Genomic DNA, 24,798 nt, shown 5'->3' on the forward strand with positions numbered 1-24,798 from the left:
ATTACTAGCAATATTCGCTCAAATAAATTTTCGAGTAAATTCTTACTAATTGTAACCAATGATTTTAATTTATCAGTGATCAATCAGTAAAAATCCACACAAGTTGTTCTTCAATTCTCTTAATGATTTTCTCGCTAATTCGTCATCAGCGAGCTAGGTCGGCTATGTTACTCGATTTAAAATCTTTGTCAACATGTTTTTTAGCTTCTTCGTAATTCGTTGTTTCTTAACAACTTTTTCTCAGTCGCCCTGCCTATGGATACGCATTATAGACAATCCCCCATACAACACAACCCTTTTTTTTGCTTTTTTTAACGAGTGTTTGTTTTATAAGCAAAAAGGGATGTTTTGCACTGATTTTCCCTTTTCAGTGCATTATTTTTAGCGTTTGACTGCTACTTTTTCACGTTGGCGAACTACTTTTTCTACTTTTTCACGTGCTCGCTGACGTTTAAGTGGTGATAAATAGTCTACGAATAGTTTTCCATTGAGATGATCCATCTCGTGTTGGATACAAATTGCGAGTAAACCTTCTGCTTCTACTTCTATTATTTCGCTTTCTAAATTCATATATTGAATTTTTACATGCGTTGGACGGCTTACTTTGTCATAAATTTGTGGAACAGATAGACAACCTTCTTCATAAGGTTCTTTTTCTTGAGTGAGCGGTGTAATTTTTGGGTTAATAAAAACCATGGGTTGATCTTTGTTTTCTGATAGATCCATGACAATTAGTTGAATGTGTTGATCAACTTGTGTTGCAGCTAAGCCAATCCCTGGTGCGTCATACATGGTTTCAAACATGTCATCGACCAATTGGCGAATTTGAGCTGTGATTTTTTCCACTGGTTTAGCAATGGTACGTAATCTTTGGTCTGGAAAGCTTAGGATAGGAAGTAAAGCCATATCTCCTCCGAGTAAAATCTGGCTGAATGACAATCGGTCATAGAAATGTGTTGTATACTTTCGTTATTATAACGCAACTAACAAGTATCCTTTTAGGAATTACGATAATGAAAACTATTTTTAGTACTTTGGGGTTTAAGAAGAGTGTTGTTGCTTTGGCTTTAGGAACCGCTTTTTCTTTGGGTGCTGTATCAACTGTTGGTGCTTCGCCAAATGTTGCACCTGCAAAATTAAAAAATAATGCTGCACCTGTGTATGTAGTACGTAAGGGTGATACGTTATGGGATATTTCTGGGAAATTTTTAAAACAACCATGGCGTTGGAAAGAAATTTGGGCAGGTAATCGTTATATTAAAAACCCTAATTTGATTTACCCTGGGGATCGTTTATTGTTGTGTTCAGTAAATGGTCGCCCGCTTGTTGGTAAAGACGAGGGGGATGGTTGTGCAGGGATTATTCGTCGCCATTCTCAAACTCAAGTCGCTGAACCTCAAGTGCGTGTAGAATCAAGTACAAATAGTATTCCTTTAATTCCATTGAGTGATATTGAGTCGTGGTTATATCGTGCAGATATTGTTTCTCCTGATTCAGTTACCAATACGCCCTATGTGGTAGGTGCACCAGACGGTCGTTTAATTGTAGGCGACGGTCAAACTTTATATGCGCGTGGTAATGGCATGGAAGTTGGACAAAAATATGGAATTTATCATACGACTGAGCCTTATTTTACTGTAGATGAAAAGGGTAAAAAACATATCATTGGTGTTGAAGTAATGGAAGTTGCCTCTGGGATTGCAACCGAAATGAATGGCGATATTGCAACGGTTGAAGTATCTAAAAGTTATAATCAAGAAATTAATCGTGGTGATTTGATTTTGCCAGAATATGAATCTGGTTTACCGTCTTTATTTTTTCCAGCTGATGAGCATAGTGTACGTGAAGGTGGGCAAATTGTACGTGTCCTTGGTTCTATTGGTGATGCAGCCAAACGTAGTGTAATTACTATTAATCGTGGTACAGCTGATGGTGCTGAAATTGGACAGATATTTAATGTTTATCAACAAGGTAATGTTGTTAAAGATACGCGTTCTAATCAAATGATTCATTTACCTGATCATAAAGTGGGTAATGTTATGATTTTTAAGACATTCGATCAGTTTAGTTATGCCTATGTACTAGAAAGTGCATTACCAATGAAAGTAGGCTCTTTTGTACGTGCACCGCGAGATAGTGATTAATCTATGATGAACCAAATTTCTGAACATCATATTTGTTATATTAAACTTTGGTATTTGGTTCAACATTCTATTCGTAGTTTTAATTATCTTGTTCAGTATTTTGGTAGTGCTGAACAAGCTGTTTTACCAAAAAATTTATCTAAGTGGGCTGAACTTAAGCTTCATAAAAATCATGTAAAGCGTGCTTTAGTATTTTACACACCCGAAGAACAAAAAAAGTTTGAAATCATTTTAATTACGCTTAAACGGCATTGCGACTTTATTTGCTGTATTGAAGATGATACGTATCCTCAACAGTTATTACCCTATGAAGACAAACCGCCTATTTTATTTGGTGAAGGCAATTTAGTACTTTTAAATAAACCACAAGTTGCAATTGTAGGAAGTCGTAAAGTATCTAAACAAGGCGCACAAATTAGTTATGAATTTGCCTGTGGTTTAGGACAATCTGATTTAGTTATTACAAGTGGCTTAGCAGAAGGTGTAGATGCTGCTGCACACTATGGTGCTTTATCAAGCACAATTGCTGTGATGGCAACAGGTATAGATCGTACCTATCCTGCACATCATGTAGAGCTTAGACAGAAAATTATTCAGCATCAAGGTACAATAATTACAGAGTTTTTACCTTTTACAGCACCTTTAAAAGCTTATTTTCCACGCCGAAATAGAATTGTGAGTGGTTTAAGTTTGGCTGTTGTTGTCACTGAAGCAACTGTAAAAAGTGGTTCGTTGGGTACTGCAAAATGTGCTGCAGAACAAGGAAAAGTTATTTGTGTTGTCCCTAGTCATATTTGTAGTGAACACAATAAAGGTGGTCACCAATTAATTCGAGAAGGTGCTGTCTTAATTGATCATCCTGATCAAATTTTAGAGGAAATTGCTTTACCAGTTCAATGGCAAACTCAAAGCCATCAGCCTGATATCCCGTTACATTTAAATGAAATTTATTTAGCTTTAGATTGGATTGGCCAAGAGATTGAACAGATTGTCCAAATAACAGCTATGCCAATTCATTTAATTAATGCAGGTTTAACGGAGTTAGAAATTTTAGGCTTATGTATTCAACAACAAGGGCGTTATCTTAGGTTTAAGACATGTTAAATATTTCTGAAGCAAGTCGTGTTTTACACTCAGGTGGTACACTTGCCTATCCTACAGAAGCTGTATGGGGTTTAGGTTGTGATCCTTATAATGAACTTGCTTTTAAAAAAATTCTCAAACTAAAAGAACGCCCTATTGAAAAGGGTGTCATTTTGCTTGCAAGTTCTATTGAGCAAGTTGAACCATTGTTGCGTTCACTCAATTCAAAGCGTTGTGATGACATTATTCAGAGCTGGCTATCAGTTTCTGAGCGTGCCACCACATGGCTTTTACCTGTCACATCGGATATTCCACAATGGATTATTGGTCAGCATACTCAAGTGGCAGTAAGAGTAACGCAACATACCTTATGTAAGGCACTATGTAATGAGTTTGGAAATTTTATTGTGTCAACAAGTGCTAATCCTGCGGGGTTATCTCCTGCAACAAACTTAGAAAAAGCGAAACAATATTTTGGTAATCAAACAGAGTATATAAATGGCAATCTAGGTACATGCCAAGAACCAAGTCGTATTATAGATGCAATCACAGGACAGGTAATTCGCGGATAAAAAAAAGCTCAGTCAAAAATTGGTGACTGAGCATGAAAACGATGTAATACAAACATCTGAAGGTTCTAGAGAAGAAATTTACAGCAAATTCATTAGAACGGGACAGATTATCTACAAAATTAGTTGGAATTAAAAATAGTTTTTAACTATAAATAGAGCCTAAAAAATTAATTAGTAAATTTAAATAAAATTTCTATCTATTGGTTTTTAATCAATAAAAATTTATTTTCTATTCCTTTATAATATTCAATTAATGTCTAAAAATATGTTTATTATTTAGCCTATTGTTTTTTCTGTGCCAAAATAATGCCACCTAAAATAATTAAACCACCCACGGTATGAAATATTGTCCAACTTTCTGATAACCAAAATGTGGCAATAACTGCTGTAAAGACAGGCATTAAATTCATAAAAATACTGGTACGGTTTGGTCCAATAAAACTAACCGATTTCATCCATAAAAAAGGTGCGATTAAAGATGGAAAAATCCCTGCATACAAAATACTTGATGCGTTCTGACTATTAATATGGTCAAGTCCAAACCAATAAATTAAAGGTAAATGATAAATAAGTGCAAAGATAATCTGTACATATAAACTTAATAATAATGGAAGTTGAATTTTCCATTTTTTAAGAAAAACACCATAAAATGCATAGAAGAAAACTCCTACTAGCATTAACGCATTACCTAAAAAACTACCGTGACTTATTAGATTACTCATATGCCCCTGACTTAAAACATAAAGTAATCCTAAAAAGGACAATACACCGCCAACAATTGCAAAAATAGTGGGTTTTTCTTTAAGTACAATCAAAGAAACTAAAATTGTAAATACAGGAATAAATGCATTGATTAATCCCATATTTGTTGCCGTTGTATAGTGCGAAGCAGTGTAAGCAAGTCCTTGATAAAGTACCATTCCAAAAGCACTCAATACAGCAAGTTGCGGTAAATATTGTTTGATCTGTGGGGATTGCTGAATTACTTTTTTAAAAATAAAAGGTGTAAGCAGTAAAAAAGCAATAAGCCAACGATAAAAACTAATACTGACAGGAGATACAAATTCTGCAACATAACGAGTAACTACAATATTAAGTGCCCAAATAAAAACAGCAAAAATTGGTAATAATTGAACCATAGCCCACCTCACTTTTAATTTTGTTATTCTGAACTTTGTCTGAAATAATATAAATAAGGATTTTTGGACATTTGCTAGGAAAATAAGACATTGGATCATTTAATAGAACTACACGAATTTTTCTTTGAACCTGCTTGTGAGATAGATTTACATTCTGGTTTATGGGGTGATTTTAATTTTAGTTTGGATGGACTTTTACAATTACAAATTGAAGATCAAATTTTTATTACACCTTTGAATTATGGTTTATGGATTCCCCCTCAAGTTGCTCATTGTTGTTTACAGATAGATCGAAAAATTAGCCATTTTATTTGTATTAAAATTCATCCATCTTTATCAGAGCAAATTGCTACCACACCTAAAACATTAGTGACACAACCCTTTTTTCATTTATTAGTTAAAGAAGCACTTAAACAAAAAGAAATTTGCTTAACTTCTTATCGACATCTTTTACAAGTTATTTTTGATCAACTTAAAAATGCAGAATCTTATGACCAATATTTACCTAAAAGTAATCACCCTGTTTTAAGCGAAATTTTGAAAGAAATTGGACACACCAAACGTTTTAATGAAGCAACAGCAAAAATTTTACAAGAATTTAAATTAAGCGAACGGCATATTTTTAGATTGTGTTTACAAGAACTTGAAATTTCTTTAACCGAATGGCGAAACAGAGCCAAATTATTATTTGCGATTGCTGAGCTACAAAATAAAAAAAGTATTAAAGAGGTAAGTTATGAATTGGGCTATCAGCACAGTTCTAGTTTTATTGAATTTTTTAAACGCTATACAGGTAAAACACCCTCTCAAATATAAAAAAGCCACCCGAAGGTGGCTCTTTTTAATTACATTGCACGATTTTTAACTTTACGGATTGTTTCTAACTGACCTGCAATTTCTGAAAGAGATGCAAGTGCAGCAGTAGAGTCCAATTCAGACTTAGCATTTGCAAGCATTTGCTCAGCAGTTTTACGTGCTTCTGCAATTGCAGCTTCGTCTAAGTTTTCTGCACGAAGTGCTGTATCAGCAAGTACTGTTACAACATTTGGCTGAACTTCTAACACACCGCCTGATACATAGATAATTTCTTCTGTACCATTTTCCAAAAGAACACGAATTGGTCCTGGATGGAGTAAAGTTACAAGTGGAGCATGACTTGGCATAATACCAAGCTCACCGCCAACACCTTTTGCAATCAGCATTGTCACTGCGCCAGAGAATAAAGATTCTTTAACACTTACGACATCACATTGCATAGTTGCCATGAGATTACCTCCGAAACTTATGCTTTAGCTGCAATTTTCTCAGCTTTAGCAATCACTTCGTCAATACCACCAACCATATAGAACGCTTGTTCTGGAATGTGGTCGTATTCACCAGCAAGAAGACCTTTAAAGCCACGAATCGTTTCTTTAAGAGATACTAATTTACCAGGTGCACCTGTAAATACTTCTGCTACGTGGAACGGTTGAGAGAAGAAACGTTGGATTTTACGCGCACGGTAAACAACTAACTTATCTTCTTCTGCTAACTCATCCATACCCAAGATTGCGATGATGTCTTTAAGCTCTTTATAACGTTGAAGAATGTTTTGAACATTACGTGCAATGTTATAGTGCTCTTGACCAACAACCAATGGATCTAACTGACGTGAAGTTGAATCAAGTGGATCAATCGCAGGGTAAATACCTTGAGATGCGATATCACGGCTTAATACAACTGTTGCGTCTAAGTGGGCAAACGTTGTTGCAGGCGATGGATCTGTTAAGTCATCGGCAGGTACATATACCGCTTGGATAGATGTAATCGAACCAGACTTAGTTGATGTAATACGTTCTTGAAGAACACCCATCTCTTCTGCAAGTGTTGGTTGGTAACCAACGGCAGATGGCATACGACCTAGAAGTGCTGATACTTCAGTACCTGCTAGTGTATAACGGTAGATGTTATCTACAAACAATAATACGTCACGACCTTTTCCGTTTTCGTCTTTTTGATCACGGAAATATTCAGCCATTGTTAAGCCAGTTAGCGCAACACGTAAACGGTTACCCGGTGGCTCATTCATCTGACCGTAGACCATTGCTACTTTGTCAAGAACGTTCGAGTCTTTCATCTCGTGATAGAAGTCATTCCCTTCACGAGTACGCTCACCAACACCAGCAAACACAGATAAACCACTGTGTGCTTTAGCGATGTTGTTGATCAACTCCATCATGTTTACAGTTTTACCAACACCGGCACCACCGAACAGACCAACTTTACCACCTTTAGCAAACGGGCAAAGTAAGTCAATTACTTTAATACCAGTTTCTAAAAGGTCAGTAGACGCTGCTTGTTCAGCATAAGAAGGTGCAGCACGGTGAATTGGCATCTGAGATACAGCTTCTACAGGACCCGCTTCATCGATAGGACGACCTAAAACATCCATAATACGACCTAATGTTCCGTCACCTACTGGTACAGAAATTGGCGCATTTGTGTTTGTTACAGGAAGACCACGCTTAAGACCTTCAGTAGATCCCATTGCAATAGTACGCACAACACCGTCACCAAGCTGTTGCTGAACTTCTAAAGTAGTTTCAGTGCCATCAACATGGAGAGCGTCATAGATCTTAGGAACGCTATTGCGTTCAAACTCGACGTCGATAACCGCGCCGATGATCTGAATGATACGACCGCTACTCATTGCTGTCTCCTCAATTCAAATTTCAATATAGTTAAACGGCAGCGGCACCACCAACGATCTCAGAAATTTCCTGAGTAATCGCGGCTTGACGCAGCTTGTTGTAAACGAGTTGTAGGTCTTTGATCAGCTGACCTGCGTTGTCGGTTGCAGCTTTCATTGCCACCATACGCGCAGACTGTTCACACGCAATATTTTCAATTACGCCTTGATAAACCATAGACTCGATGTAGCGAACCAATAAACCATTGAGCAATTGTTCTGCCTCTGGTTCATAGATATAGTCCCAACCGTATTGACGGTTTAAACTTTCGCCTTCTTCTGCTGGAGCTAAAGGAACAAGTTGTTCAACTTTTGGCTTCTGTGTCATTGCATTGACAAAACCATTTGATACTAAATAAATGCGATCAAGTTCGCCTTTATCAAATGCGTCAAGCATTACTTGTACTGAGCCAGAAAGCTGATCTAAGCTTGGTGCATCACCAAGTTGTGTTGTCGCTCCAAGCACTTTACCGCCGTAGCTTTTAAAAAACGACACCGCTTTTTGACCAATTAAAGCAAATTGAACTTCAATTGATTGCTCTTTTTGTTGCTGAACGTGCTGAACAATTTTTTTAAACAAGTTAATGTTTAAACCACCTGCTAGACCACGATCTGAAGACACGATGATATAACCAACGCGTTTTACAGGACGATCTACCATATAACGGTGTTTGTATTCAGGGTTTGCCTGTACCAAATGAGCAATTACACGGTGCATATTTTCGGCATACGGACGCCCTGCAGCCATACGCTCTTGCGCACGACGCATTTTTGAAGCAGCGACCATTTGCATTGCACGCGTAATTTTTTGCGTACTTTTAATGCTGGCTACTTTGGCGCGTATTTCTTTTAAATTTGCCATATGCTTAACCTACTGTTCGAAAGCTTAAAAACAGCTTCCGAACATTGATCCGTGAAAACTTAGTAAGTTTGAGTCGCTTTGAAGTTCTCAATACCTGCTTTAATTGCAGCTTCGATGTCTTTGTCGTAGTTACCAGTTGCATCGATGTTTTGCATTAATTCAGCGTATTCTGAACGGAAGTACGCAATTAACGCTGTATCAAAGTCTACAATTTTCTTCACTTCAACGTCAGTCATGTAACCTTCGTTAGAAGCGTAAATTGAAACTGCTTGATCTGCAATTGAGTATGGCGCATATTGCTTTTGCTTCATCAACTCAGTTACACGTTGACCGTGTTCAAGTTGTTTACGTGTTGCTTCATCAAGATCAGAAGCAAACTGAGCAAATGCTGCCAATTCACGGTATTGTGCCAACGCGGTACGGATACCACCAGATAGCTTTTTGATGATCTTCGTTTGAGCAGAACCACCAACACGCGATACCGAAATACCTGCGTTTACCGCAGGACGAATACCTGCGTTAAATAATGATGTTTCTAAGAAGATCTGACCATCTGTAATCGAAATTACGTTTGTTGGTACGAATGCAGATACGTCACCTGCTTGAGTTTCAATAATTGGTAAAGCAGTTAATGAGCCAGTTTGACCTTTAACTTCACCTTTAGTGAATTGCTCAACGTAGTCAGCAGATACACGAGATGCACGCTCAAGAAGACGCGAGTGAAGATAGAATACGTCACCTGGGTATGCTTCACGACCTGGTGGGCGACGTAATAATAATGAGATTTGACGGTAAGCAACAGCTTGCTTAGACAAATCATCATAAATAATTAACGCATCTTCACCACGGTCACGGAAGTATTCACCCATTGTACAGCCAGAGTACGGTGCTAAGTACTGCATTGCAGCAGGATCAGCAGCGGCAGCAGCCACAACAGTGGTATATTCCATTGCGCCAGTTTCTTCTAGCTTGCGTACAACGTTTGCAATAGTCGATTGTTTTTGACCAATTGCAACATATACACATTTAATGCCAGAATTTTTCTGAGCGATGATCGCATCGATCGCCATTGCTGTTTTACCAGTTTGGCGGTCACCAATAATCAACTCACGCTGACCACGACCAACAGGAATCATTGTATCTACTGATTTATAACCAGTTTGTACAGGTTCATCTACACTTTGACGCCAAATTACACCAGGTGCTACTTTTTCAACAGCATCTGTAAGTTTTGCGTTAAGTGGACCTTTCCCGTCAATTGGGTTACCCAAAGCATCTACAACACGGCCAAGAAGTTCTGGACCTACTGGAACTTCTAATACACGACCAGTACAACGTGCTTTTTGTCCTTCTTGAAGGCTTAGGTAGTTACCTAAAACAACGGCACCCACTGAATCCTGTTCTAGGTTCAGTGCCATACCAAATAAGCCGCCTTCAAACTCAATCATTTCACCGTACATTGCATCAGCAAGACCGTGAATACGCACGATACCGTCAGATACCATAACAATGGTACCCTCATTTTTAGCGGTCGCACTTGTGTCCAGATCGCTGATACGCTGTTTAATGAGCGCACTGATCTCGGATGGATTCAGTTGTTGCATTGCGCTATTCCTCAATCTTTGATTAGTTCAGTCTTATTGCTTAGGCAAGAAGACGAGTCCGCATTTTTTCAAGCTTGTTAAGCGCAGAGTCATCTATCACTTGATCGCCTGCACGAATTACAACACCTGCAATAAGCGCAGGATTAACTTCTACAGATACATTTACAGCACTATTAAAACGCTTTTCTAGCGCATGTGTAAGTAGCTGTTCTTGTACAGAAGTTAATGGTAGAGCCGATTCAATTACTGCATCTACCGTATTGTTATTTTGTGCTTTAAGCTGTTCATATTCTGCTTCAATTTCAGGAAGCAATGACAAACGGTCATTTTCTGCAAGAAGTGTCAAAAAGTTTGACACTTGCTGAGTTTGCGCTTCACCTAAAACTTTAGCAAAAAGCTTAACTTGCTCACTTGGAGTAAGTTCAGGGCGATTTAAATAAGCGGAAAATGCTTCGTCTTGCACCGCAGCACTGAGCACTTGTAACGCATTCGACCAATTGTCAGTTGCACCTTGCTCCGAAGCGAAAGCAAATGCTGCTTTAGCGTACGGGCGTGCCAACGTCAAGAGTTCAGCCATGTTTCGCCTCGCTTAAAGTTTAGCAGCCAGCTGAGTCAGCATGGCATTGTGAGCTTCTGCATCAACATTTTGGTTAAGAATTTTTTCTGCACCATCAACTGCTAAAGCAGCAACTTGTTGACGTAATTCTTCGCGAGCAGAATTGATGTCTTGATCAACAGCTTCTTGAGCTTGTTGACGAATACGTTCACCTTCAGCAGATGCTTGAGTACGCGCTTCTTCGACCAATTGTGCTGCACGACGGTTCGCTTGTTCAATCAATTGAGCCGCTTGTGCTTTTGCCGCTTCTAGCTCTTGTTTCACTTGTGATTGTGCATCAGCAAGATCTTCTTTCGCTTTTTCAGCAGCATTTAAGCCATCAGCGATACGACGCTGACGCTCACTAATCGCATTGATTAGTGGTGGCCAAACAAACTTCATGCAAAATGCGACAAACATCGCAAACGCAATCGCTTGGCCAATCAATGTGAGGTTGATATTCATTGCAATTCCTCAAATGGTGGTTTAGGAATTAAGATGATTAACCTACAAATGGATTTGCGAAGATGAAGAATAAACCAATACCAACGCCGATCATAGGTACAGCATCAAGAAGACCCGCGATTAAGAACATACGAGTTTGAAGTTGTGGAGCAAGCTCAGGTTGACGAGCAACTGCTTCTAAAAAGCGACCACCTAAAAGACCAAAACCAATCGCAGTACCTAAAGCACCGAAAGCGATTAAAATAGCAGATGCAATTGCAACTAGACCTAAAGTGAGTTCCATGAAAAATTCCTCAGAGGTTTATAAATTAAGCCTAACCTTTGTTAGGCAATACCATTAATGTTTTTCGCTTGCCATGCTCAAGTAAACGATGGTTAGCATCATAAAGATGAATGCTTGCAACGTGATTACAAGAATGTGGAAGATCGCCCAAGGCACAGACAACGCCCATTGGATCCAAAACGGTAGTAACGCGATTAAGATGAAGATAAGTTCACCTGCATACATGTTACCAAAGAGTCGAAGTGCCAACGAAACTGGTCGTGCTAGGAAAGTTACTAATTCCAAAATTAAGTTCACTGGAATTAATAACGCTTTAGCAATAGGATTACTTGGGTTAAATGGGTTAAGTGCTAGTTCGCCAACAAAACCGCCCACACCTTTTTCACGAATGCTATAAAACAAGATTAAGACAAATACAGACAACGACATACCAAGAGTAATGTTAGGGTCTGTAGATGGAACAACCTTGAAGTAAACGTGATGTGGATCCATGCCAAATACGTTTGCACCAATGATTTGTGCTAGATGTGGAATCCAGTCAACAGGGATCAAATCCATTGTATTCATGAGGAAAATCCACACGAAGATAGTCAATGAAAGTGGAGCAATTAAACGTGATTTACCATGAAAGGTATCGCGAACACTTGAGTCAACAAACTCGATAACCATTTCAACAGCAGCTTGCATTTTGGTTGGTACGCCTGCATTTGCAGCTTTTGCAACACACCAAAAAATTAAGCAGAAAATGATACCAAGAGTGATTGACCAACCCATTGAGTCCAAGTGAATAGCAGAAAAACCCATTTCTTGAGCTTCTTTTGCATTCTCAGCCAATTTCCATGTACCGTCTGGCATTTTGCCATAGGTTAAATTGGTCAAGTGATGCTTGATATACTCTGTCGAAGTAAGGGCATGTTCTTCAGCAGCCATAAATCACACCTGGTCAATGTCAATTACGAAAAAGAGTGAACGAATATCGCGCGCTGCTAGATATCTCGTTACTCTCTAATATTTTTATGCGTTTATACTTGCTTTTTTTGTTGTCTAGCTACCCAAAAAGGTGCAACCCATGACATCGCCTGAACAAGCATAAAACCACAAAACAATGCGACCGGTGACAACGGTTTGACATTGCTTAAAATCAAAATAAATCCAACGATCACAATTGCAAACTTCCCCATCATGCCTTTATACATGTTGGACAGCACCTGCCGAGATGCTCGTGCGCCTGCAACTTTAAAAGATTGCCAAGAAAAATAACTGGTGGCTAACCAACAAACACATGCACCAAGTGCCATGCTCTTTGCGGCAGTTCCATCTTTTACAACCCATGCAATCAGGGCTGAAACAGGTATCATTAAGGCTTGCAAGAAGACCAAAGCTTTCGCCAATCGTCGGTCAACCAAGCGACTCGTTCGGCTCATTGTTATCCACTCACAGCGTTAATGCTTGACAAGTTTAGTTGATGATCGTTTTTAATCGCAGGCATTATAGAGTTAGCCCCCTAAACATGCAATCATTTCCCGACCTAAGACACGGCTTTTTCAAAAAAACCGTGTTTTTTTAATTTTTAATTAAGATAATCTAGTTTTGTGCACTTTGCGTACAACCTTGAATATTTTTTGCAAGGTCTGTCCATGCTTTAATAAAATCCGTTTCTGCATTTAAACTTTCATCTACTGCCTGAAAATTAATCGGCTGAAGTTTTTGATACTGATTTTTACTCGCCTCCCCTTCTGCAAGTAAACACATTTTAGGTTGTGGACGCGTGTCATTTAGCATTTTGATCTGGGCCACTGTGGGTGGTACATGTGGGTCAGATGTCAACGTACCTGCCAATTTTATATTGAGTGGACGTTCGAGGTATTGATAGGCATCGTGATATGTCCAATACGGCGTAGGTTGCTTATTACGACCAAAATCTTTGGTGGTAATCAGTAGTTTTTGAGCAAAAGCACGTGCATTTTTCCAATATTGTTCTTTATTTTCTGGGTGTTGTTTTGAGCGCAATGCCGCAATGTAAAACGCAATACGTACTGCATTATTAGGTTCTAACCAAACGTGTGTATCAACACTATTTGCAATCGCCTGTCCATTTAAATCACGCAGTGGTAAAGTGGCTAAGATACCTGAGTTAAGCAACGAAATTGCTTGCGTATTTTGACTTAATAATTTATCTAACGGTGCTTCGTGTGCCTTACCTAACCAAATCACAAGCTCAGCATCTTGCACTGCTTTACGGTTTGCAGGGGTAAGTTGTACATCGTGACCTGATTGATTAGCTAACAAAAGTTCTGGTTTTTCGATCCCTTTTGTTACCTCTTTGGCAATCAGGTAGATGGGATGAATTGAAACCACAAGCCCTTTAGCCCATAATGCGCTGGTGCTTAATAACAGTACACATATCGCCAATACACGCGTTAGCATCTTACTATCTCTATTGTAACATGTGTTATATTATAACACTAAAAAGTGTATTTTATCTTTAAAATTTCGTTCAGGTGAAAAACTATGGGTTCATGTTCACACGATAATGCAGTTCATGGCGTTCATGATCATGGCGATCTTGCAACACGCTTAAAAGAAGCAGAAGTGCTGTGCACAACCCATCAAGCACGTTTAACGCCATTACGTAAAGATGTGTTGGCATTTATTTTAAGTGCCTCAGGTCCTATTGGCGCATATGATATTTTAGCGCAAATTAAAAATACCTCAGATAAACCTGCTGCACCGCCAACCGTGTACCGTAGTTTGGACTTTTTACTCGATATGGGGCTGATTCATCGTTTAAGCTCAATTAATGCATTTATTCCATGTTGTCACCCAAGAGAAGGGCATCAAGCTGCTTTCTTAATTTGCTCTGAATGTAAAACAGTTAAAGAAGCATCAGCAGACCAACTCTTAAGCCACTTATCTCATTTAGCGCAGTCTGATGATTTTAGTATTCATCACACCACGATTGAAATTTTAGGGACATGTCAGCAGTGCAAAAGTGCTTAATTAAGCTTTCGGGTATTTATGTTCATATTGATGAACGCGATATTCTTAAAAATGTAGATTTTGAACTACAACCCAATGAAATTGTAACGCTGATTGGTCCTAACGGTGCAGGTAAATCTACCCTTATTAAAGTACTGCTCGGGATTGTAAAGCCAACAAAAGGGAAAGTTTGGCATGCACAGCATTTAAAGTTTTCGTATGTTCCTCAAAAGTTTAACCCATCGCATAGTTTGCCATTACGTGTAAAAGATTTACTTGCGCTAGAACGTTGTGATGAGACAACTAAAAAACAGATTTTGAGTGAAACAGGCATCGAAAAACTGTTAAATGCCAAAATACAATATTTATCAGGCGGTGAAAAACAACGCGTTCTTTTAGCACGTGCATTGCTTAGAAAACCTAATGTATTAGTACTTGATGAACCTATGCAAGGTTTAGATATTCAGTCAGAAGCTGAACTATATGAGTATGTACGGAGTTTACCCGAGCGTTATGGTTGCGCCGTGATTATGGTGTCACACGATCTGCAATGGGTGATGCAAGGTACACACCGTGTGGTGTGTCTAAACAAACACATTTGTTGTAGTGGTTTACCTGAAAGCGTACAACAGCATCCTGAATATCAAGCTATTTTTGGACAGCGTGTGTTTTATCAACATCACCATGACCATTGCGCACACGGCGACTCCCCTACCCCATGCGATATTATTCATCCCGAACCTGAGGCATAACATATGATGGAATGGTTACAACTGTTATTGCCTGCTTGGGTGATGGGTGGCTTGCTCATCTTACTCACCGCACCCTTAGGATGTTTAATGCTATGGCGTCGTATGTCTTTTTTTGCAGATACGATGGCACACGGTACGCTGTTAGGCGTCGCAATCGCAGGGATGCTCAGTCTACCTTTATGGGTAGGTGTAACGTGTTTAGCGTTAGCGTTGGTGGGAATTTTATGGATCTTACACGATCATCGTTTACCGAGTGATGCTTTACTTGCTTTATGCTCGGCAACGCTTTTATGCTCGGGCTTACTGCTTATTCAAAACCTACCAACACTTCGCCCTGAGCTTTTAAGTTACTTATTTGGCGATTTACTGACGATTGGTTGGAGTGAACTTCCAATCTTTGCAGGTATTATCGTTTTATCGTTAGGATTACTGTGGCGAACGTGGAAATCACAAGTTCAAATTGCGATTGACCCTGATATTGCCATGAGTGAAGGCATTAATGCCAATCTGCAACGCCTTGTCTTTATGTTGTTGTTAGCTTTATTTACGGTCTTGGCATTACGTGCTGTGGGTTCGTTGTTGATGGGCGCATTGTTAGTTATTCCTGCCCTTTCTGCCCGTTTACTTGCACACTCACCCAAACAAATGGTGATTTGGGCATTTGTAATTGGACAAATTGCGCTATGCGTTGGTTTATGGTCAAGTGCGTTTTTAAACATCGCCAGTGGATTGAGCATTGTGCTAACCATGTCTTTAATTTTTTGCTTTATTTTTGGTTGGCAAAAAATCAGAAAATCCTTATAAAAAAGGATTTTCTACTTCTTTTTGATCGGCTATTTCCACTTTTTCAGGCAACTGCTTTTTTTCTAAAGCACTTACCATCTCATTTACAAATGCCTGTAATGCCTTAGCTGTTTTTAAACCTGCTTCATCTTTTGTAATTTGCAAATTACCGTACATGTTAATGCGGTCTGTGCCATTTTCTAAGGTAAGGTCGTAAATTGCACTTGCGTCTTTGTCATTTTCAAAAGGTTTAAACATTTTTTATCCTCTTATTTTAGCATTTTAGATATAAATTCAAGTAATTCTGCCAAGATGTTTTTAAGGGTTTGCAACCAACCTTTTGCAGGCGTATGCGATGTTGCCGTACCAAAAGCTGTTTGTGATTGTTGAATTTGCTCTTGTGTCATAGCAGGAGCACATTGGCTTTTTGTATCCATTCCTGTGTAAGTAATATTCGCTTTAACATTCGTCGTACTTAGAGGTAAGTCGTAAGTTTTGCGTTTTAGCGCATCATTGAGCTGTGGAAAAATATTGATGCCCGTTAATTCTTCGACCGCACACACACTCACTGCTTTAACCTGCAGTGAATTATCGTTGGGTGCAAGATAAGCACCAATTACACCTGTTTTAGGATAATAAACCGCTTTATATACGGCTGTCGGCACTAAAACGCCATTTCCAATAGGATTAAGTTTTTTACCCGAGAAAATAGGTCCTGTTACTACATAAACATCTTGGTTTTGTTTAGTGACCATCCCACGAGTGGCTTCTTCAAGCTTACGCCATACTTCTTGGTTATTTTTAGGCTTTTGTGGCACCATGTTGGCTAAAGAAAAACTATCATTTTGTGATGCGCTATCAGGCATATCACCATTAGGTGACATGTGCCCACGGTCATAGCCTGACGCTTTATAATCTTTGAGTGTAGCGCGGTATTGCTCTGGTACTTGGTTTTCTGCATGAAAGCTATCTTCACGTTTAACTTTTTGACTTAAACGTTGTGGTGTTAAATGCTCTGCACTCCACAAGGGCGTTTTAGAAATCCCTGAGTGCATGACTGCAAAACCATTAAAGCAAATAGGTGTGACATTTTGCTTAAGCGTTTGCTTACTCAAATACGGCGGTGCATCTGCATAGAACTGATCTAAACATTGATTAGCCAAACATAATTGATATGAAAAAATACAAATACAAATAGTAATATATATTTTTATATTTTTGTTTAGCTTCATATTCATTTCAAATAAAATTTTATTACCTTAACAAGTTATTTTATACGTATCAATTTATACTGTCACATCTTAAGAATTAAAAGATTTATAAAACTTGTAAATAGGTGTATTTAAATGGGTAGTTGTAACAACTGCGGTAGATCATGGAATTATGATGGATCTATTGAGCAAGACAATAGATGCTTTAACTGTCAGAAAATCAAAAAAAATATTACTCCTGACCCATGGGATTTATGGATTGAAGTTAATAAAAATAAATTAATACATCCAGCAAATTATGAGCTACTGTTTGTAAATAAAATTTTAAGAAAAATTTCATTTCTTAAACCAAGTGATGTCTATGCTCAATACCACTTTCAAGATAGTAATGGTAAAAATCGCTATATTGATTTCTATATTAAAAATGAAGAGTTTTCTTATAATTTACCTATTGAGCTAGATGGGTTATGGAAGGTTAAAAATTATCAAGACTTTAATGATATGATGTTTAGGCAAAATTCTCTTATTCAGAAATTTAAAATATTACTCAGATATACAAACAAGCAAATACAATGTAATCCACACAATACTATTGAAGAAATTAGTAATATTTTAAAAATGCAAAAATTAAAAAAAGAAACAGAATTTTTAGAAATTATTACCAATAATCAACAACAAATGGAATATGAAAAGAAGATTAAAGAGTTAGAGCTAAAACTTAAAGACAATTTAAAACCTAGTAGTAAACAAGTCATAAACTCTAAAATTAAAAATACGATCTATAAACCTATATTTATTGTCTCTTTAATTGTTTTTATATTTGTAGCTTATGAAATTTATCTGAATATTAATAGTCATCTTACATCTAAATCACCAAATACAGAGCAAGTAAAACTACAAATTTCATCTGACAATAGTTATAAAAATATTGGAAAGAAAAAAACTATATGTGGCAAAATTTCTCAAATAAAATTTTTTACTAAAGGTGTTTACTTAAACATGGGTAATATATATCCCAATCAAGATATTAGTTTTATAGTTTGGACAAGTAATATAGATAAATTTCCTTCATTAGAGAAATTTGTAGGTACAAATCAATGTATTTATGGAAAAATCATCGAACACAAAGGTTTACCTCAAGTCATATTAAATAGTAGCAAACAGATACAATCACCTTATTAACTTAGCATTTTAGATATAAATTCAAATAATGTTGCCAAGATGTTTTTAAAGGTTTGTAACCAACCCGTTGCAGATGTATGCGATGTTGCCGTACCAAAAGCATTTTGTGATTGTTTAATTTGCTCTTGTGTCATAGCAGGAGCACATTGGCTTTGTGTGTCCATTCCTGTGTAAGCAATATCCGCTTTAACGTTCGTCGTACTTAAAGGTAGATCGTAAGTTTTGCGTTTTAGCGCATCATTGAGCTGTGGAAAAATATTGATGCCCGTTAATGCTTCGACCGCACAGACACTGACTGCTTTAACCTGCAGTGAATTATCATTGGGTGCAAGATAAGCACCGATTACACCTGTTTTAGGATAATAAACTGCTTTATATACGGCTGTGGGCACTAAAACGCCATTTCCAATACTGTTAAGTTTTTTACCCGAGAAAATGGGTCCTGTTACTACATAAACATCTTGGTTTTGTTTAGTGATCATCCCACGCGTGGCTTCTTCAAGCTTCCAAAAAATATCTATATTGTTATGGTGTGCTTGGGGTATTACATTAGCTAAGGAAAAACTATCATTTTGTGATACGCTATCGGGCATATCTTCATTAGGTGACATGTGCCCACGGTCATAGCCTGACGCTTTATAATCTTTGAGTGTAGCGCGATATTGCTCTGGCACTTGGTCTTCTTCGTGAAAGCTATCTTCGCGTTTGATTTTCTGGCTTAGACGTTGTGGCGTTAAATGCTCTGCACTCCACAAGGGCGTTTTAGAAATCCCTGAGTGCATCACCGCAAAGCCATTAAAGCAAATAGGCGTGGTATTTTGCTTAAGCGTTTGCTTACTCAAATACGGCGGTGCATCTGCATAGAACTGATCTAAACATTGATTAGCAAGTGTCGCTTGGCACACCAACGCGCCCAAAACAGCAATAAATTTACGCATACAACAGCTATCAGAAATTTTTCTAGATGTTAACGTTAAACACTTTTTTGCTCAAATATATCAACAAATTTTATACAACCTTCGCTCAACTAAGGTTTTAATATAAAAATATAAGATAAATAAGAGGGCAAAACGATGAAATATTTAGCATTAGTCGCAGGAATTTTTGCAACATCAGCTGTTTTTGCAGAACCACCTGTACAGCCGGGTCAAACATTAGAAAGCTTATCTCAAGCGCAGGTAAGTACAACTGTAAATGGGCAACCCGGTTCATTACAACAACTGATGCAAAGCGGACAATACAAACCTGTTGATGCGTCACAGCCTCAACCACCTGTAGAGACACCGCCACCTGCACCAATGGCACAATAAAAAATCGAGGCAAATGCCTCGATTTTTTTATATCTCAATTTGACTTCCCATTTCCACCACACGGTTGGTTGGAATCAAGTAAAAGTCACTCACAGGACTGGTATTGCGGTACATCGAAATAAACAGTTTTTCACGCCACGGTGCCATACCATCACCCACAGTATGAATAAGACGATCACGCGAGATAAAGAAACTCATGTGCATCATATCAAATTCAAAACCAAGCTCTTGATAAGCACGTTCTAACGCGACAGGTACATTGGGCTGATCTTTGAAACCATAGTAAATAAAAATACGGTAAAAACGTGGGTCTAATGTTTCAATCATTAAACGGTCTTTAGCATCAACATACGGCACATCTTGCGTAATTACCGTCACCATAATATTACGCTCATGCAGTACTTTATTATGCTTAATATTATGCAACATGGCATGCGGCACAATATTAGGTGTACCTGTTAAAAAGATCGCCTCACCTGGCACATATTTTGTGTCATTGCTCATTGTGGCACTTTTAATAAAGAGGTCGAGTGGTAACGCATCTTTTTCTAAGCGATTGATTACAATGGCACGTCCATCTTTCCATGTCATCAATATGGTAAAAACAACTGCACCAATTACGATAGGTACCCATCCACCTGCTACAATTTTTAACGACGTAGAAGCAACGAACATAAAGTCCATCAAGAAAAATGGAATCGCAAAGAGTGCAATTTTATACCAAGACCATTTCCAACCGCCGTATGCATAAGTGGTAATCAGTACCGTACCACATAGCATGGTCATGGTCACTGCAACACCATAGGCACTGGCTAAATTGGCACTGTTATGAAACAGTAAAATAAGAATTAAAACAGAAACGTACAAAATCCAATTAATAAAAGGCAGATAAATTTGCCCTTGCTCTACATCTGATGTGTGATGAACTTCTAAACGTGGCAAGTAACGTAACTGAATGGCTTGGTTTGCCATAGAAAATACGCCTGTAATCACTGCTTGAGAAGCAATTACTGCCGCTGCTGTGGCAAGTCCAATCATAGGGTATAAGCCCCAACTTGGTACAAGCAAAAAGAAAGGATTGGTAATAGAGGCAGGATCACGAAGTAACAATGCCCCTTGCCCTGCATAGTTTAAAAGTAAACATGGGCATACCACAAAAAACCATGCCATTTTGATTGGCATACGTCCAAAGTGTCCCATATCTGCATATAGTGCTTCACCACCTGTCATGGTTAGAACCACTGCACCCATCGTTAAAAAGGCCACCATAGGTTGATGTGCAATAAATTGAATTGCCCAATGTGGACTAATCATGGTCAGTACAAACGGCGTTTGGATAATACTCCATATGCCTGCTGCTGCAATAGACAAAAACCACAGTAACGTAATAGGTCCAAAAAATTTACCCATCGTTGCCGTACCATGACGTTGTACTAAAAATAGCGCCGTCAAAATTCCTAAAGCAATTGGCATGAGCCATTTATTAAAGGCAGGTGTGGCGATACTTAGCCCTTCTACAGCAGAAAGTACAGAAATAGCGGGCGTGATAATCCCATCACCAAAAAAAAGTGATGCACCAATAAATCCAAGCGCAATCAGATAAATCTTTTTGTTTTGGGAGATTCGGCTTGTGCGTAAATTCAAAGCTAATAATGAAATAATACCACCTTCGCCATTGTTGTCTGCACGCATAATAATACTGACATACTTTAAGCTAATTGAAAGTGTCATACACCAAAAAATGAGAGATAGAATCCCCATCACACTTTGATGACTAATACTTAAGTGTGTTGCTAAAAAGCATTCACGTATGGCATAGAGCGGGCTTGTTCCAATATCGCCAAACACCACGCCTAGAGCAGCAAGGGTCACAGCGTGCATGGACACTTTTTTTGTAGAAGTTTGCATAAAAAAACTACATTTTGAGTCTATATGGCGCAATCTTAGCACTAAGAAAATGCTTTTTCCTTAAATCTATTTTTTGTTCTTGGCATTGTGTTTTTTTTTCGTTATTATCTCGCCACTTGGTGAGGTGTCCGAGTGGCTTAAGGAGCACGCCTGGAAAGTGTGTATACGTTTGCGCGTATCGAGGGTTCGAATCCCTCTCTCACCGCCATATACTTAAAGGCTTAAACGAAAACGTTTGAGCCTTTTTTAATTCTCCGCTTGCTTAATATCAGCATCTAAATTTTCGTATTCTAAATTAGCTTGTAAAAATTCTTTTTGGGTAGGCAGTTTCATTTCTATATCTGCATAACATTGTATTTCACAAATACCCTGCTCTAGCTCTAAATCAAGCACATGCCCGCCATCTTGTTGCGCGTCATCAATAAAATGCACATGCAAACCTGCTACTGCCACACCTTGATACTGTTCTGGCGACCAAAAACCAATGAGGGTTCCTTTCACATCATCTAAGGTTTCTTCGGTTTGGTTTTTAAATACTTCCGTCATAGGTGGATAAGGTTTTTTAAGCCCTGTTGGCGGTTGGCGTAATTTTATATGTTTAAAAGCGCCTTCAACTTTAAATCCAATAAATAGATTTTTTGTATTGGCTTGCTCTAATAAAAACGCCGTCAACTCGTCTTTATTTTTAAGATGTTGAAGTGACAGTTGTTCGGTAGGTTCAAACTGTGCCACCTGTGCAAAAGGGACAAGATCTGTATTTTGCATAATTTTCAATTTTTGATTTGCCGTTGCGGTATAACAATCATCTGCTGTTAAAATCAACTCTCCTGCTAGACCGCACGTACAGCCAAGCCCTAAGTTGCCTGCTTTTTTGAGTTCTTCTACTGAGAAAAAACCATCATATAGTCCAACAAGTAAGGCATTCATGGTCGAAAACTGTGTCATTTTTTTCATATCATTCTCCTTTTTTATTATCTCAACAGGTCTTAGTGTTTGTTTCTATAGAAAGATCGTAACTTTCTATCTCAAGTCATTTTTCCATTTAATATATGCATCAAATTGTCATTGAATTGTCATATATTCGTCGCAAACTCTGCCTAATTTACATCACCTCGCGAATCTGACGGCATGACCCAACAAGCTTCAATCGCCACACAAAACTCAAATGTAAACGCTAAAACCCCTCAGTGGTTTAAATTTGCATTTATCTCTGTTGTTCTTGCTTCTATTCTTTATATTGGTACGCAACTCACTGCCGACCTCTCACATGTTCCACCGTTAAGCGCATTTTCATTTGTAATGTTAGGCGTTGCTCTTATCATTGCGCTGGGCTTTGAATTTGTAAACGGTTTTCACGATACAGCCAATGCCGTTGCAACCGTCATTTATACCAATGCCATGCCTGCACCTGTCGCTGTAATGTGGTCAGGTTTCTTTAATTTTCTAGGTGTTTTAACGGCGAGTGGTATGGTGGCTTACGGCATCATTGCACTTTTACCTGTAGAGCTGATTTTGCATGTCAATAGTGGTGCAGGATTTGCAATGGTGTTTGCGCTTTTAATTGCTGCCATTATTTGGAATTTAGGCACATGGTTCTTTGGGATTCCTGCCTCTAGCTCACACACCATGATTGGTTCAATTATTGGTGTAGGGTTGATGAATCAATTTTTAAGTACCTCGCAAGGCGTCAGTGGCATTGATGTTGATCAAATCTTTAAAGTTGCTAAAGCGTTATTCTTTTCGCCGTTAATTGGTTTTGGACTTGCAGCCATTGCTTTCATTGCTTTAAAAGTGGTGATGAGTCGTCGCAAACCGCAATTATTTGATGCACCTGATGGCAATAAACCACCCTCTTTTTTAGTACGTAGTTTACTCATTGCAACGTGTACAGGTGTGAGCTTTGCACATGGTTCTAACGATGGGCAAAAAGGTATGGGCTTAATCATGCTCATCCTCATTGGTATTGTGCCTCTTGCTTATTCTTTAAACAAAACAATGGATTCAAGCGAAGTACAATCGTTTGCGGCTTTATCAGAAAAAACGGCGCATATTTTGGTTGCCAATCCCGACCAAATGCAAGACCAACAAGCACGCCAAGTATTAACAACCTATATTCAGAACCATCAAAATAACGCACAAATTGTGCCTGCGGTGGCAGCTTTGTCTAACCATTTGGGACAAGCAGTTGCCAACTACGGCGGTATGGATAAAGTACCTGAAAAAGCAACTATTAACCTACGTAACGATATGTATTTAAGCAGTGCGAGCTTAAAAGCATTGGATAAAAGCCATCAGCTTCAACTCAGTGCAAGCCAAAAAGCAACGGTGGATGACTACCGTAATAACTTAGACCGTGCAACACAGTACATTCCAACTTGGGTAAAAGTAGCGGTGGCACTAGCACTTGGTTTAGGCACAATGGTGGGTTGGAAGCGCATTGTAGTGACTGTTGGCGAACGTATTGGTAAAACACATTTAACTTATGGACAAGGCATGTCGGCTGAACTTGTGGCAATGGGAACCATCATTGCAGCAGATAAGTTTGGACTTCCTGTAAGTACTACGCACGTTTTAAACAGTGCTGTTGCAGGGACCATGACTGCAAATAAATCGGGCTTACAATGGAGCACTATTAAAAGCATTTTAATGGCATGGGTACTTACGCTTCCATGTGCCATGATTTTATCTGCATCGTTATATTGGTTGTTCTCACGCTTCGTTTAATATATCTGCAAATGTTGCCCCAAGCACTTGGCTTAAGTCTTGGGGTGCAAGTCCAATATCAAACCCGCGTTTTCCCCCACTCACATACATTTTGTCTTGCGCTCTAGCAGATATATCTATCACGGTTTTTAACCGTTTTTTTTGCCCCAATGGGCTAATACCACCCACCAAATAACCTGTTAAACGTTCTGCATCTTGTGGTTGCGCCATATGTAATTTTTTACAGCCAAATATATGTGCCACTTTCTTTAAATTGAGTTGGTGATCTACAGGTAGGATTGCCACAAAGTACTGTTTATCATCTGTCACTAAAAGCGTTTTAAACACCTCTTTTGCTTGTAAACCTAATTTCTCTACGGCTTCTAAACCAAAATTTGTCACAGTTACATCGTGTTGATAATGATGCTCGGTATAGTTAATTTTTTTTGATTTCAATAATTTACAAGCAGGCGTCATACATATTCCTTTGTTCAC

The 24,798-nt window shown here is 38.5% G+C and carries 28 protein-coding genes and 1 tRNA gene; 11 read left to right on the forward strand and 18 right to left on the reverse strand.

Going from position 1 to position 24,798, the window contains the following annotated elements; genetic code table 11:
* Positions 1 to 381 precede the first annotated feature (381 nt).
* Positions 382 to 906 carry a peptide deformylase gene (def, locus tag PCI70_RS09725; protein WP_269915141.1) on the reverse strand — a complete coding sequence of 175 codons (525 nt, stop codon included), beginning with the start codon at positions 904 to 906 and terminating at the stop codon, positions 382 to 384.
* Positions 907 to 1,013: 107 nt separating this feature from the next.
* Here def and PCI70_RS09730 point away from each other — a divergent pair, with 107 nt between their 5' ends.
* From PCI70_RS09730 to PCI70_RS09740, 3 genes are read left to right on the forward strand one after another with little or no spacing between them, the layout of a single operon-like run.
* A complete protein-coding gene (locus PCI70_RS09730) occupies positions 1,014 to 2,144 on the forward strand; it encodes a LysM peptidoglycan-binding domain-containing protein (protein WP_269915142.1) in 1,131 nt (376 codons plus the stop codon).
* A 3-nt stretch (positions 2,145 to 2,147) separates the two neighbouring features.
* Positions 2,148 to 3,248 carry a DNA-processing protein DprA gene (gene dprA, locus PCI70_RS09735; protein WP_269915143.1) on the forward strand — a complete coding sequence of 367 codons (1,101 nt, stop codon included), beginning with the start codon at positions 2,148 to 2,150 and terminating at the stop codon, positions 3,246 to 3,248.
* Positions 3,242 to 3,799 (forward strand): L-threonylcarbamoyladenylate synthase, encoded by a 558-nt coding sequence (locus tag PCI70_RS09740; protein WP_269915144.1) that lies wholly within the window; start codon positions 3,242 to 3,244, stop codon positions 3,797 to 3,799. Before dprA ends, PCI70_RS09740 begins: the two co-directional genes overlap by 7 nt.
* Before the next feature lie 281 nt (positions 3,800 to 4,080).
* On the opposite strand, the gene PCI70_RS09745 is transcribed toward PCI70_RS09740, so the two are convergent.
* The gene (locus PCI70_RS09745) at positions 4,081 to 4,938 is read right to left on the reverse strand and encodes a DMT family transporter (protein WP_269915145.1); all 858 of its coding nucleotides are present in this window, start codon (positions 4,936 to 4,938) and stop codon (positions 4,081 to 4,083) included.
* Positions 4,939 to 5,028: 90 nt separating this feature from the next.
* On the opposite strand from PCI70_RS09745, the gene PCI70_RS09750 reads away from it, so the two are divergent.
* Entirely contained in the window at positions 5,029 to 5,754 is a 726-nt protein-coding gene (locus tag PCI70_RS09750; protein WP_269915146.1) for an AraC family transcriptional regulator, read from the forward strand.
* Positions 5,755 to 5,783: 29 nt separating this feature from the next.
* Here PCI70_RS09750 and PCI70_RS09755 read toward each other — a convergent pair whose 3' ends face one another.
* The 10 genes from PCI70_RS09755 to PCI70_RS09800 form a co-directional block, all read right to left on the reverse strand.
* Positions 5,784 to 6,203, reverse strand: a complete 420-nt coding sequence (locus tag PCI70_RS09755) for a F0F1 ATP synthase subunit epsilon (protein ID WP_269915147.1) — start codon at positions 6,201 to 6,203, stop codon at positions 5,784 to 5,786.
* 17 nt (positions 6,204 to 6,220) lie between these two features.
* Positions 6,221 to 7,627 carry a F0F1 ATP synthase subunit beta gene (atpD, locus tag PCI70_RS09760; protein WP_269915148.1) on the reverse strand — a complete coding sequence of 469 codons (1,407 nt, stop codon included), beginning with the start codon at positions 7,625 to 7,627 and terminating at the stop codon, positions 6,221 to 6,223.
* Positions 7,628 to 7,658: 31 nt separating this feature from the next.
* The gene (gene atpG, locus PCI70_RS09765; protein WP_269915149.1) at positions 7,659 to 8,528 is read right to left on the reverse strand and encodes a F0F1 ATP synthase subunit gamma; all 870 of its coding nucleotides are present in this window, start codon (positions 8,526 to 8,528) and stop codon (positions 7,659 to 7,661) included.
* 59 nt (positions 8,529 to 8,587) lie between these two features.
* A complete protein-coding gene (atpA, locus tag PCI70_RS09770) occupies positions 8,588 to 10,132 on the reverse strand; it encodes a F0F1 ATP synthase subunit alpha (RefSeq protein ID WP_269915150.1) in 1,545 nt (514 codons plus the stop codon).
* A 40-nt stretch (positions 10,133 to 10,172) separates the two neighbouring features.
* The gene (locus tag PCI70_RS09775) at positions 10,173 to 10,709 is read right to left on the reverse strand and encodes a F0F1 ATP synthase subunit delta (RefSeq protein ID WP_269915151.1); all 537 of its coding nucleotides are present in this window, start codon (positions 10,707 to 10,709) and stop codon (positions 10,173 to 10,175) included.
* A 12-nt stretch (positions 10,710 to 10,721) separates the two neighbouring features.
* Positions 10,722 to 11,192, reverse strand: coding sequence for a F0F1 ATP synthase subunit B (locus tag PCI70_RS09780; RefSeq protein WP_269915152.1), 471 nt, complete (start codon positions 11,190 to 11,192; stop codon positions 10,722 to 10,724).
* A gap of 37 nt (positions 11,193 to 11,229) precedes the next feature.
* The gene (atpE, locus tag PCI70_RS09785) at positions 11,230 to 11,475 is read right to left on the reverse strand and encodes a F0F1 ATP synthase subunit C (RefSeq protein WP_000424060.1); all 246 of its coding nucleotides are present in this window, start codon (positions 11,473 to 11,475) and stop codon (positions 11,230 to 11,232) included.
* A gap of 54 nt (positions 11,476 to 11,529) precedes the next feature.
* Positions 11,530 to 12,405, reverse strand: a complete 876-nt coding sequence (atpB, locus tag PCI70_RS09790; RefSeq protein ID WP_269915153.1) for a F0F1 ATP synthase subunit A — start codon at positions 12,403 to 12,405, stop codon at positions 11,530 to 11,532.
* A gap of 92 nt (positions 12,406 to 12,497) precedes the next feature.
* Positions 12,498 to 12,899 (reverse strand): ATP synthase subunit I, encoded by a 402-nt coding sequence (locus PCI70_RS09795; protein ID WP_269915154.1) that lies wholly within the window; start codon positions 12,897 to 12,899, stop codon positions 12,498 to 12,500.
* Positions 12,900 to 13,059: 160 nt separating this feature from the next.
* Positions 13,060 to 13,902: a metal ABC transporter solute-binding protein, Zn/Mn family gene (locus PCI70_RS09800; protein ID WP_269915155.1), complete on the reverse strand. Its 843-nt coding sequence runs from the start codon at positions 13,900 to 13,902 to the stop codon at positions 13,060 to 13,062.
* Positions 13,903 to 13,986: 84 nt separating this feature from the next.
* Between PCI70_RS09800 and PCI70_RS09805 the strand changes: the two genes are divergently transcribed.
* Genes PCI70_RS09805 through znuB form a run of 3 tightly spaced genes read left to right on the forward strand, consistent with a single transcriptional unit; the run spans position 13,987 to position 16,010 of the window.
* Positions 13,987 to 14,475 (forward strand): transcriptional repressor, encoded by a 489-nt coding sequence (locus PCI70_RS09805; protein WP_269915156.1) that lies wholly within the window; start codon positions 13,987 to 13,989, stop codon positions 14,473 to 14,475.
* Complete coding sequence (znuC, locus tag PCI70_RS09810; protein ID WP_269915157.1) at positions 14,451 to 15,206, forward strand: zinc ABC transporter ATP-binding protein ZnuC; 756 nt, start codon at positions 14,451 to 14,453, stop codon at positions 15,204 to 15,206. Before PCI70_RS09805 ends, znuC begins: the two co-directional genes overlap by 25 nt.
* Before the next feature lie 3 nt (positions 15,207 to 15,209).
* Positions 15,210 to 16,010, forward strand: coding sequence for a zinc ABC transporter permease subunit ZnuB (gene znuB, locus PCI70_RS09815; protein WP_269915158.1), 801 nt, complete (start codon positions 15,210 to 15,212; stop codon positions 16,008 to 16,010).
* Here znuB and PCI70_RS09820 read toward each other — a convergent pair.
* On the reverse strand, positions 16,005 to 16,247 hold the full coding sequence (locus PCI70_RS09820; RefSeq protein WP_269915159.1) for a hypothetical protein: 243 nt from the start codon (positions 16,245 to 16,247) through the stop codon (positions 16,005 to 16,007). The two genes, znuB and PCI70_RS09820, sit on opposite strands and share 6 nt — an antisense overlap.
* Positions 16,248 to 16,258: 11 nt before the next feature.
* Positions 16,259 to 17,152, reverse strand: coding sequence for a DNA/RNA non-specific endonuclease (locus PCI70_RS09825; protein WP_333473569.1), 894 nt, complete (start codon positions 17,150 to 17,152; stop codon positions 16,259 to 16,261).
* Between the two features lie 183 nt (positions 17,153 to 17,335).
* Here PCI70_RS09825 and PCI70_RS09830 point away from each other — a divergent pair, with 183 nt between their 5' ends.
* Positions 17,336 to 18,382, forward strand: a complete 1,047-nt coding sequence (locus PCI70_RS09830) for a hypothetical protein (RefSeq protein ID WP_269915161.1) — start codon at positions 17,336 to 17,338, stop codon at positions 18,380 to 18,382.
* Here PCI70_RS09830 and PCI70_RS09835 read toward each other — a convergent pair.
* The gene (locus tag PCI70_RS09835; protein WP_269915162.1) at positions 18,379 to 19,320 is read right to left on the reverse strand and encodes a DNA/RNA non-specific endonuclease; all 942 of its coding nucleotides are present in this window, start codon (positions 19,318 to 19,320) and stop codon (positions 18,379 to 18,381) included. The genes PCI70_RS09830 and PCI70_RS09835 overlap by 4 nt on opposite strands.
* 135 nt (positions 19,321 to 19,455) lie before the next feature.
* Between PCI70_RS09835 and PCI70_RS09840 the strand changes: the two genes are divergently transcribed.
* Positions 19,456 to 19,692, forward strand: a complete 237-nt coding sequence (locus tag PCI70_RS09840; RefSeq protein WP_269915163.1) for a hypothetical protein — start codon at positions 19,456 to 19,458, stop codon at positions 19,690 to 19,692.
* Between the two features lie 27 nt (positions 19,693 to 19,719).
* Here the strand turns inward: PCI70_RS09840 and PCI70_RS09845 are convergent, their stop codons facing one another.
* Positions 19,720 to 21,600, reverse strand: a complete 1,881-nt coding sequence (locus PCI70_RS09845) for a potassium transporter Kup (RefSeq protein ID WP_269915164.1) — start codon at positions 21,598 to 21,600, stop codon at positions 19,720 to 19,722.
* 118 nt (positions 21,601 to 21,718) lie between these two features.
* Here PCI70_RS09845 and PCI70_RS09850 point away from each other — a divergent pair.
* A tRNA-Ser gene (locus PCI70_RS09850) sits at positions 21,719 to 21,808 on the forward strand.
* Positions 21,809 to 21,846: 38 nt separating this feature from the next.
* Here the strand turns inward: PCI70_RS09850 and budA are convergent.
* Entirely contained in the window at positions 21,847 to 22,554 is a 708-nt protein-coding gene (budA, locus tag PCI70_RS09855) for an acetolactate decarboxylase (RefSeq protein WP_269915165.1), read from the reverse strand.
* Between the two features lie 174 nt (positions 22,555 to 22,728).
* On the opposite strand from budA, the gene PCI70_RS09860 reads away from it, so the two are divergent.
* Entirely contained in the window at positions 22,729 to 24,324 is a 1,596-nt protein-coding gene (locus tag PCI70_RS09860) for an inorganic phosphate transporter (protein ID WP_269915166.1), read from the forward strand.
* On the opposite strand, the gene ybaK is transcribed toward PCI70_RS09860, so the two are convergent.
* On the reverse strand, positions 24,310 to 24,780 hold the full coding sequence (gene ybaK, locus PCI70_RS09865; RefSeq protein ID WP_269915167.1) for a Cys-tRNA(Pro) deacylase: 471 nt from the start codon (positions 24,778 to 24,780) through the stop codon (positions 24,310 to 24,312). The two genes, PCI70_RS09860 and ybaK, sit on opposite strands and share 15 nt — an antisense overlap.
* Between the last annotated feature and the right edge of the window lie 18 nt (positions 24,781 to 24,798).

The sequence above is a fragment of the Acinetobacter sp. HY1485 genome, from assembly GCF_027568475.1.
Lineage (GTDB): Bacteria > Pseudomonadota > Gammaproteobacteria > Pseudomonadales > Moraxellaceae > Acinetobacter.

Bases quoted from the DNA above. Each gene is read 5' to 3' on its own strand.
- def (WP_269915141.1), bottom strand. From the start codon at position 906: ATGGCTTTACTTCCTATCCTAAGCTTTCCAGACCAAAGATTACGTACC.
- PCI70_RS09730 (WP_269915142.1), top strand. From the start codon at position 1,014: ATGAAAACTATTTTTAGTACTTTGGGGTTTAAGAAGAGTGTTGTTGCT.
- dprA (WP_269915143.1), top strand. From the start codon at position 2,148: ATGATGAACCAAATTTCTGAACATCATATTTGTTATATTAAACTTTGG.
- PCI70_RS09740 (WP_269915144.1), top strand. From the start codon at position 3,242: ATGTTAAATATTTCTGAAGCAAGTCGTGTTTTACACTCAGGTGGTACA.
- PCI70_RS09745 (WP_269915145.1), bottom strand. From the start codon at position 4,938: ATGGTTCAATTATTACCAATTTTTGCTGTTTTTATTTGGGCACTTAAT.
- PCI70_RS09755 (WP_269915147.1), bottom strand. From the start codon at position 6,203: ATGGCAACTATGCAATGTGATGTCGTAAGTGTTAAAGAATCTTTATTC.
- atpD (WP_269915148.1), bottom strand. From the start codon at position 7,627: ATGAGTAGCGGTCGTATCATTCAGATCATCGGCGCGGTTATCGACGTC.
- atpG (WP_269915149.1), bottom strand. From the start codon at position 8,528: ATGGCAAATTTAAAAGAAATACGCGCCAAAGTAGCCAGCATTAAAAGT.
- atpA (WP_269915150.1), bottom strand. From the start codon at position 10,132: ATGCAACAACTGAATCCATCCGAGATCAGTGCGCTCATTAAACAGCGT.
- PCI70_RS09775 (WP_269915151.1), bottom strand. From the start codon at position 10,709: ATGGCTGAACTCTTGACGTTGGCACGCCCGTACGCTAAAGCAGCATTT.
- PCI70_RS09780 (WP_269915152.1), bottom strand. From the start codon at position 11,192: ATGAATATCAACCTCACATTGATTGGCCAAGCGATTGCGTTTGCGATG.
- atpE (WP_000424060.1), bottom strand. From the start codon at position 11,475: ATGGAACTCACTTTAGGTCTAGTTGCAATTGCATCTGCTATTTTAATC.
- atpB (WP_269915153.1), bottom strand. From the start codon at position 12,405: ATGGCTGCTGAAGAACATGCCCTTACTTCGACAGAGTATATCAAGCAT.
- PCI70_RS09795 (WP_269915154.1), bottom strand. From the start codon at position 12,899: ATGAGCCGAACGAGTCGCTTGGTTGACCGACGATTGGCGAAAGCTTTG.
- PCI70_RS09800 (WP_269915155.1), bottom strand. From the start codon at position 13,902: ATGCTAACGCGTGTATTGGCGATATGTGTACTGTTATTAAGCACCAGC.
- PCI70_RS09805 (WP_269915156.1), top strand. From the start codon at position 13,987: ATGGGTTCATGTTCACACGATAATGCAGTTCATGGCGTTCATGATCAT.
- znuC (WP_269915157.1), top strand. From the start codon at position 14,451: ATGTCAGCAGTGCAAAAGTGCTTAATTAAGCTTTCGGGTATTTATGTT.
- znuB (WP_269915158.1), top strand. From the start codon at position 15,210: ATGATGGAATGGTTACAACTGTTATTGCCTGCTTGGGTGATGGGTGGC.
- PCI70_RS09820 (WP_269915159.1), bottom strand. From the start codon at position 16,247: ATGTTTAAACCTTTTGAAAATGACAAAGACGCAAGTGCAATTTACGAC.
- PCI70_RS09830 (WP_269915161.1), top strand. From the start codon at position 17,336: ATGGGTAGTTGTAACAACTGCGGTAGATCATGGAATTATGATGGATCT.
- PCI70_RS09835 (WP_269915162.1), bottom strand. From the start codon at position 19,320: ATGCGTAAATTTATTGCTGTTTTGGGCGCGTTGGTGTGCCAAGCGACA.
- PCI70_RS09840 (WP_269915163.1), top strand. From the start codon at position 19,456: ATGAAATATTTAGCATTAGTCGCAGGAATTTTTGCAACATCAGCTGTT.
- PCI70_RS09845 (WP_269915164.1), bottom strand. From the start codon at position 21,600: ATGCAAACTTCTACAAAAAAAGTGTCCATGCACGCTGTGACCCTTGCT.
- budA (WP_269915165.1), bottom strand. From the start codon at position 22,554: ATGAAAAAAATGACACAGTTTTCGACCATGAATGCCTTACTTGTTGGA.
- PCI70_RS09860 (WP_269915166.1), top strand. From the start codon at position 22,729: ATGACCCAACAAGCTTCAATCGCCACACAAAACTCAAATGTAAACGCT.
- ybaK (WP_269915167.1), bottom strand. From the start codon at position 24,780: ATGACGCCTGCTTGTAAATTATTGAAATCAAAAAAAATTAACTATACC.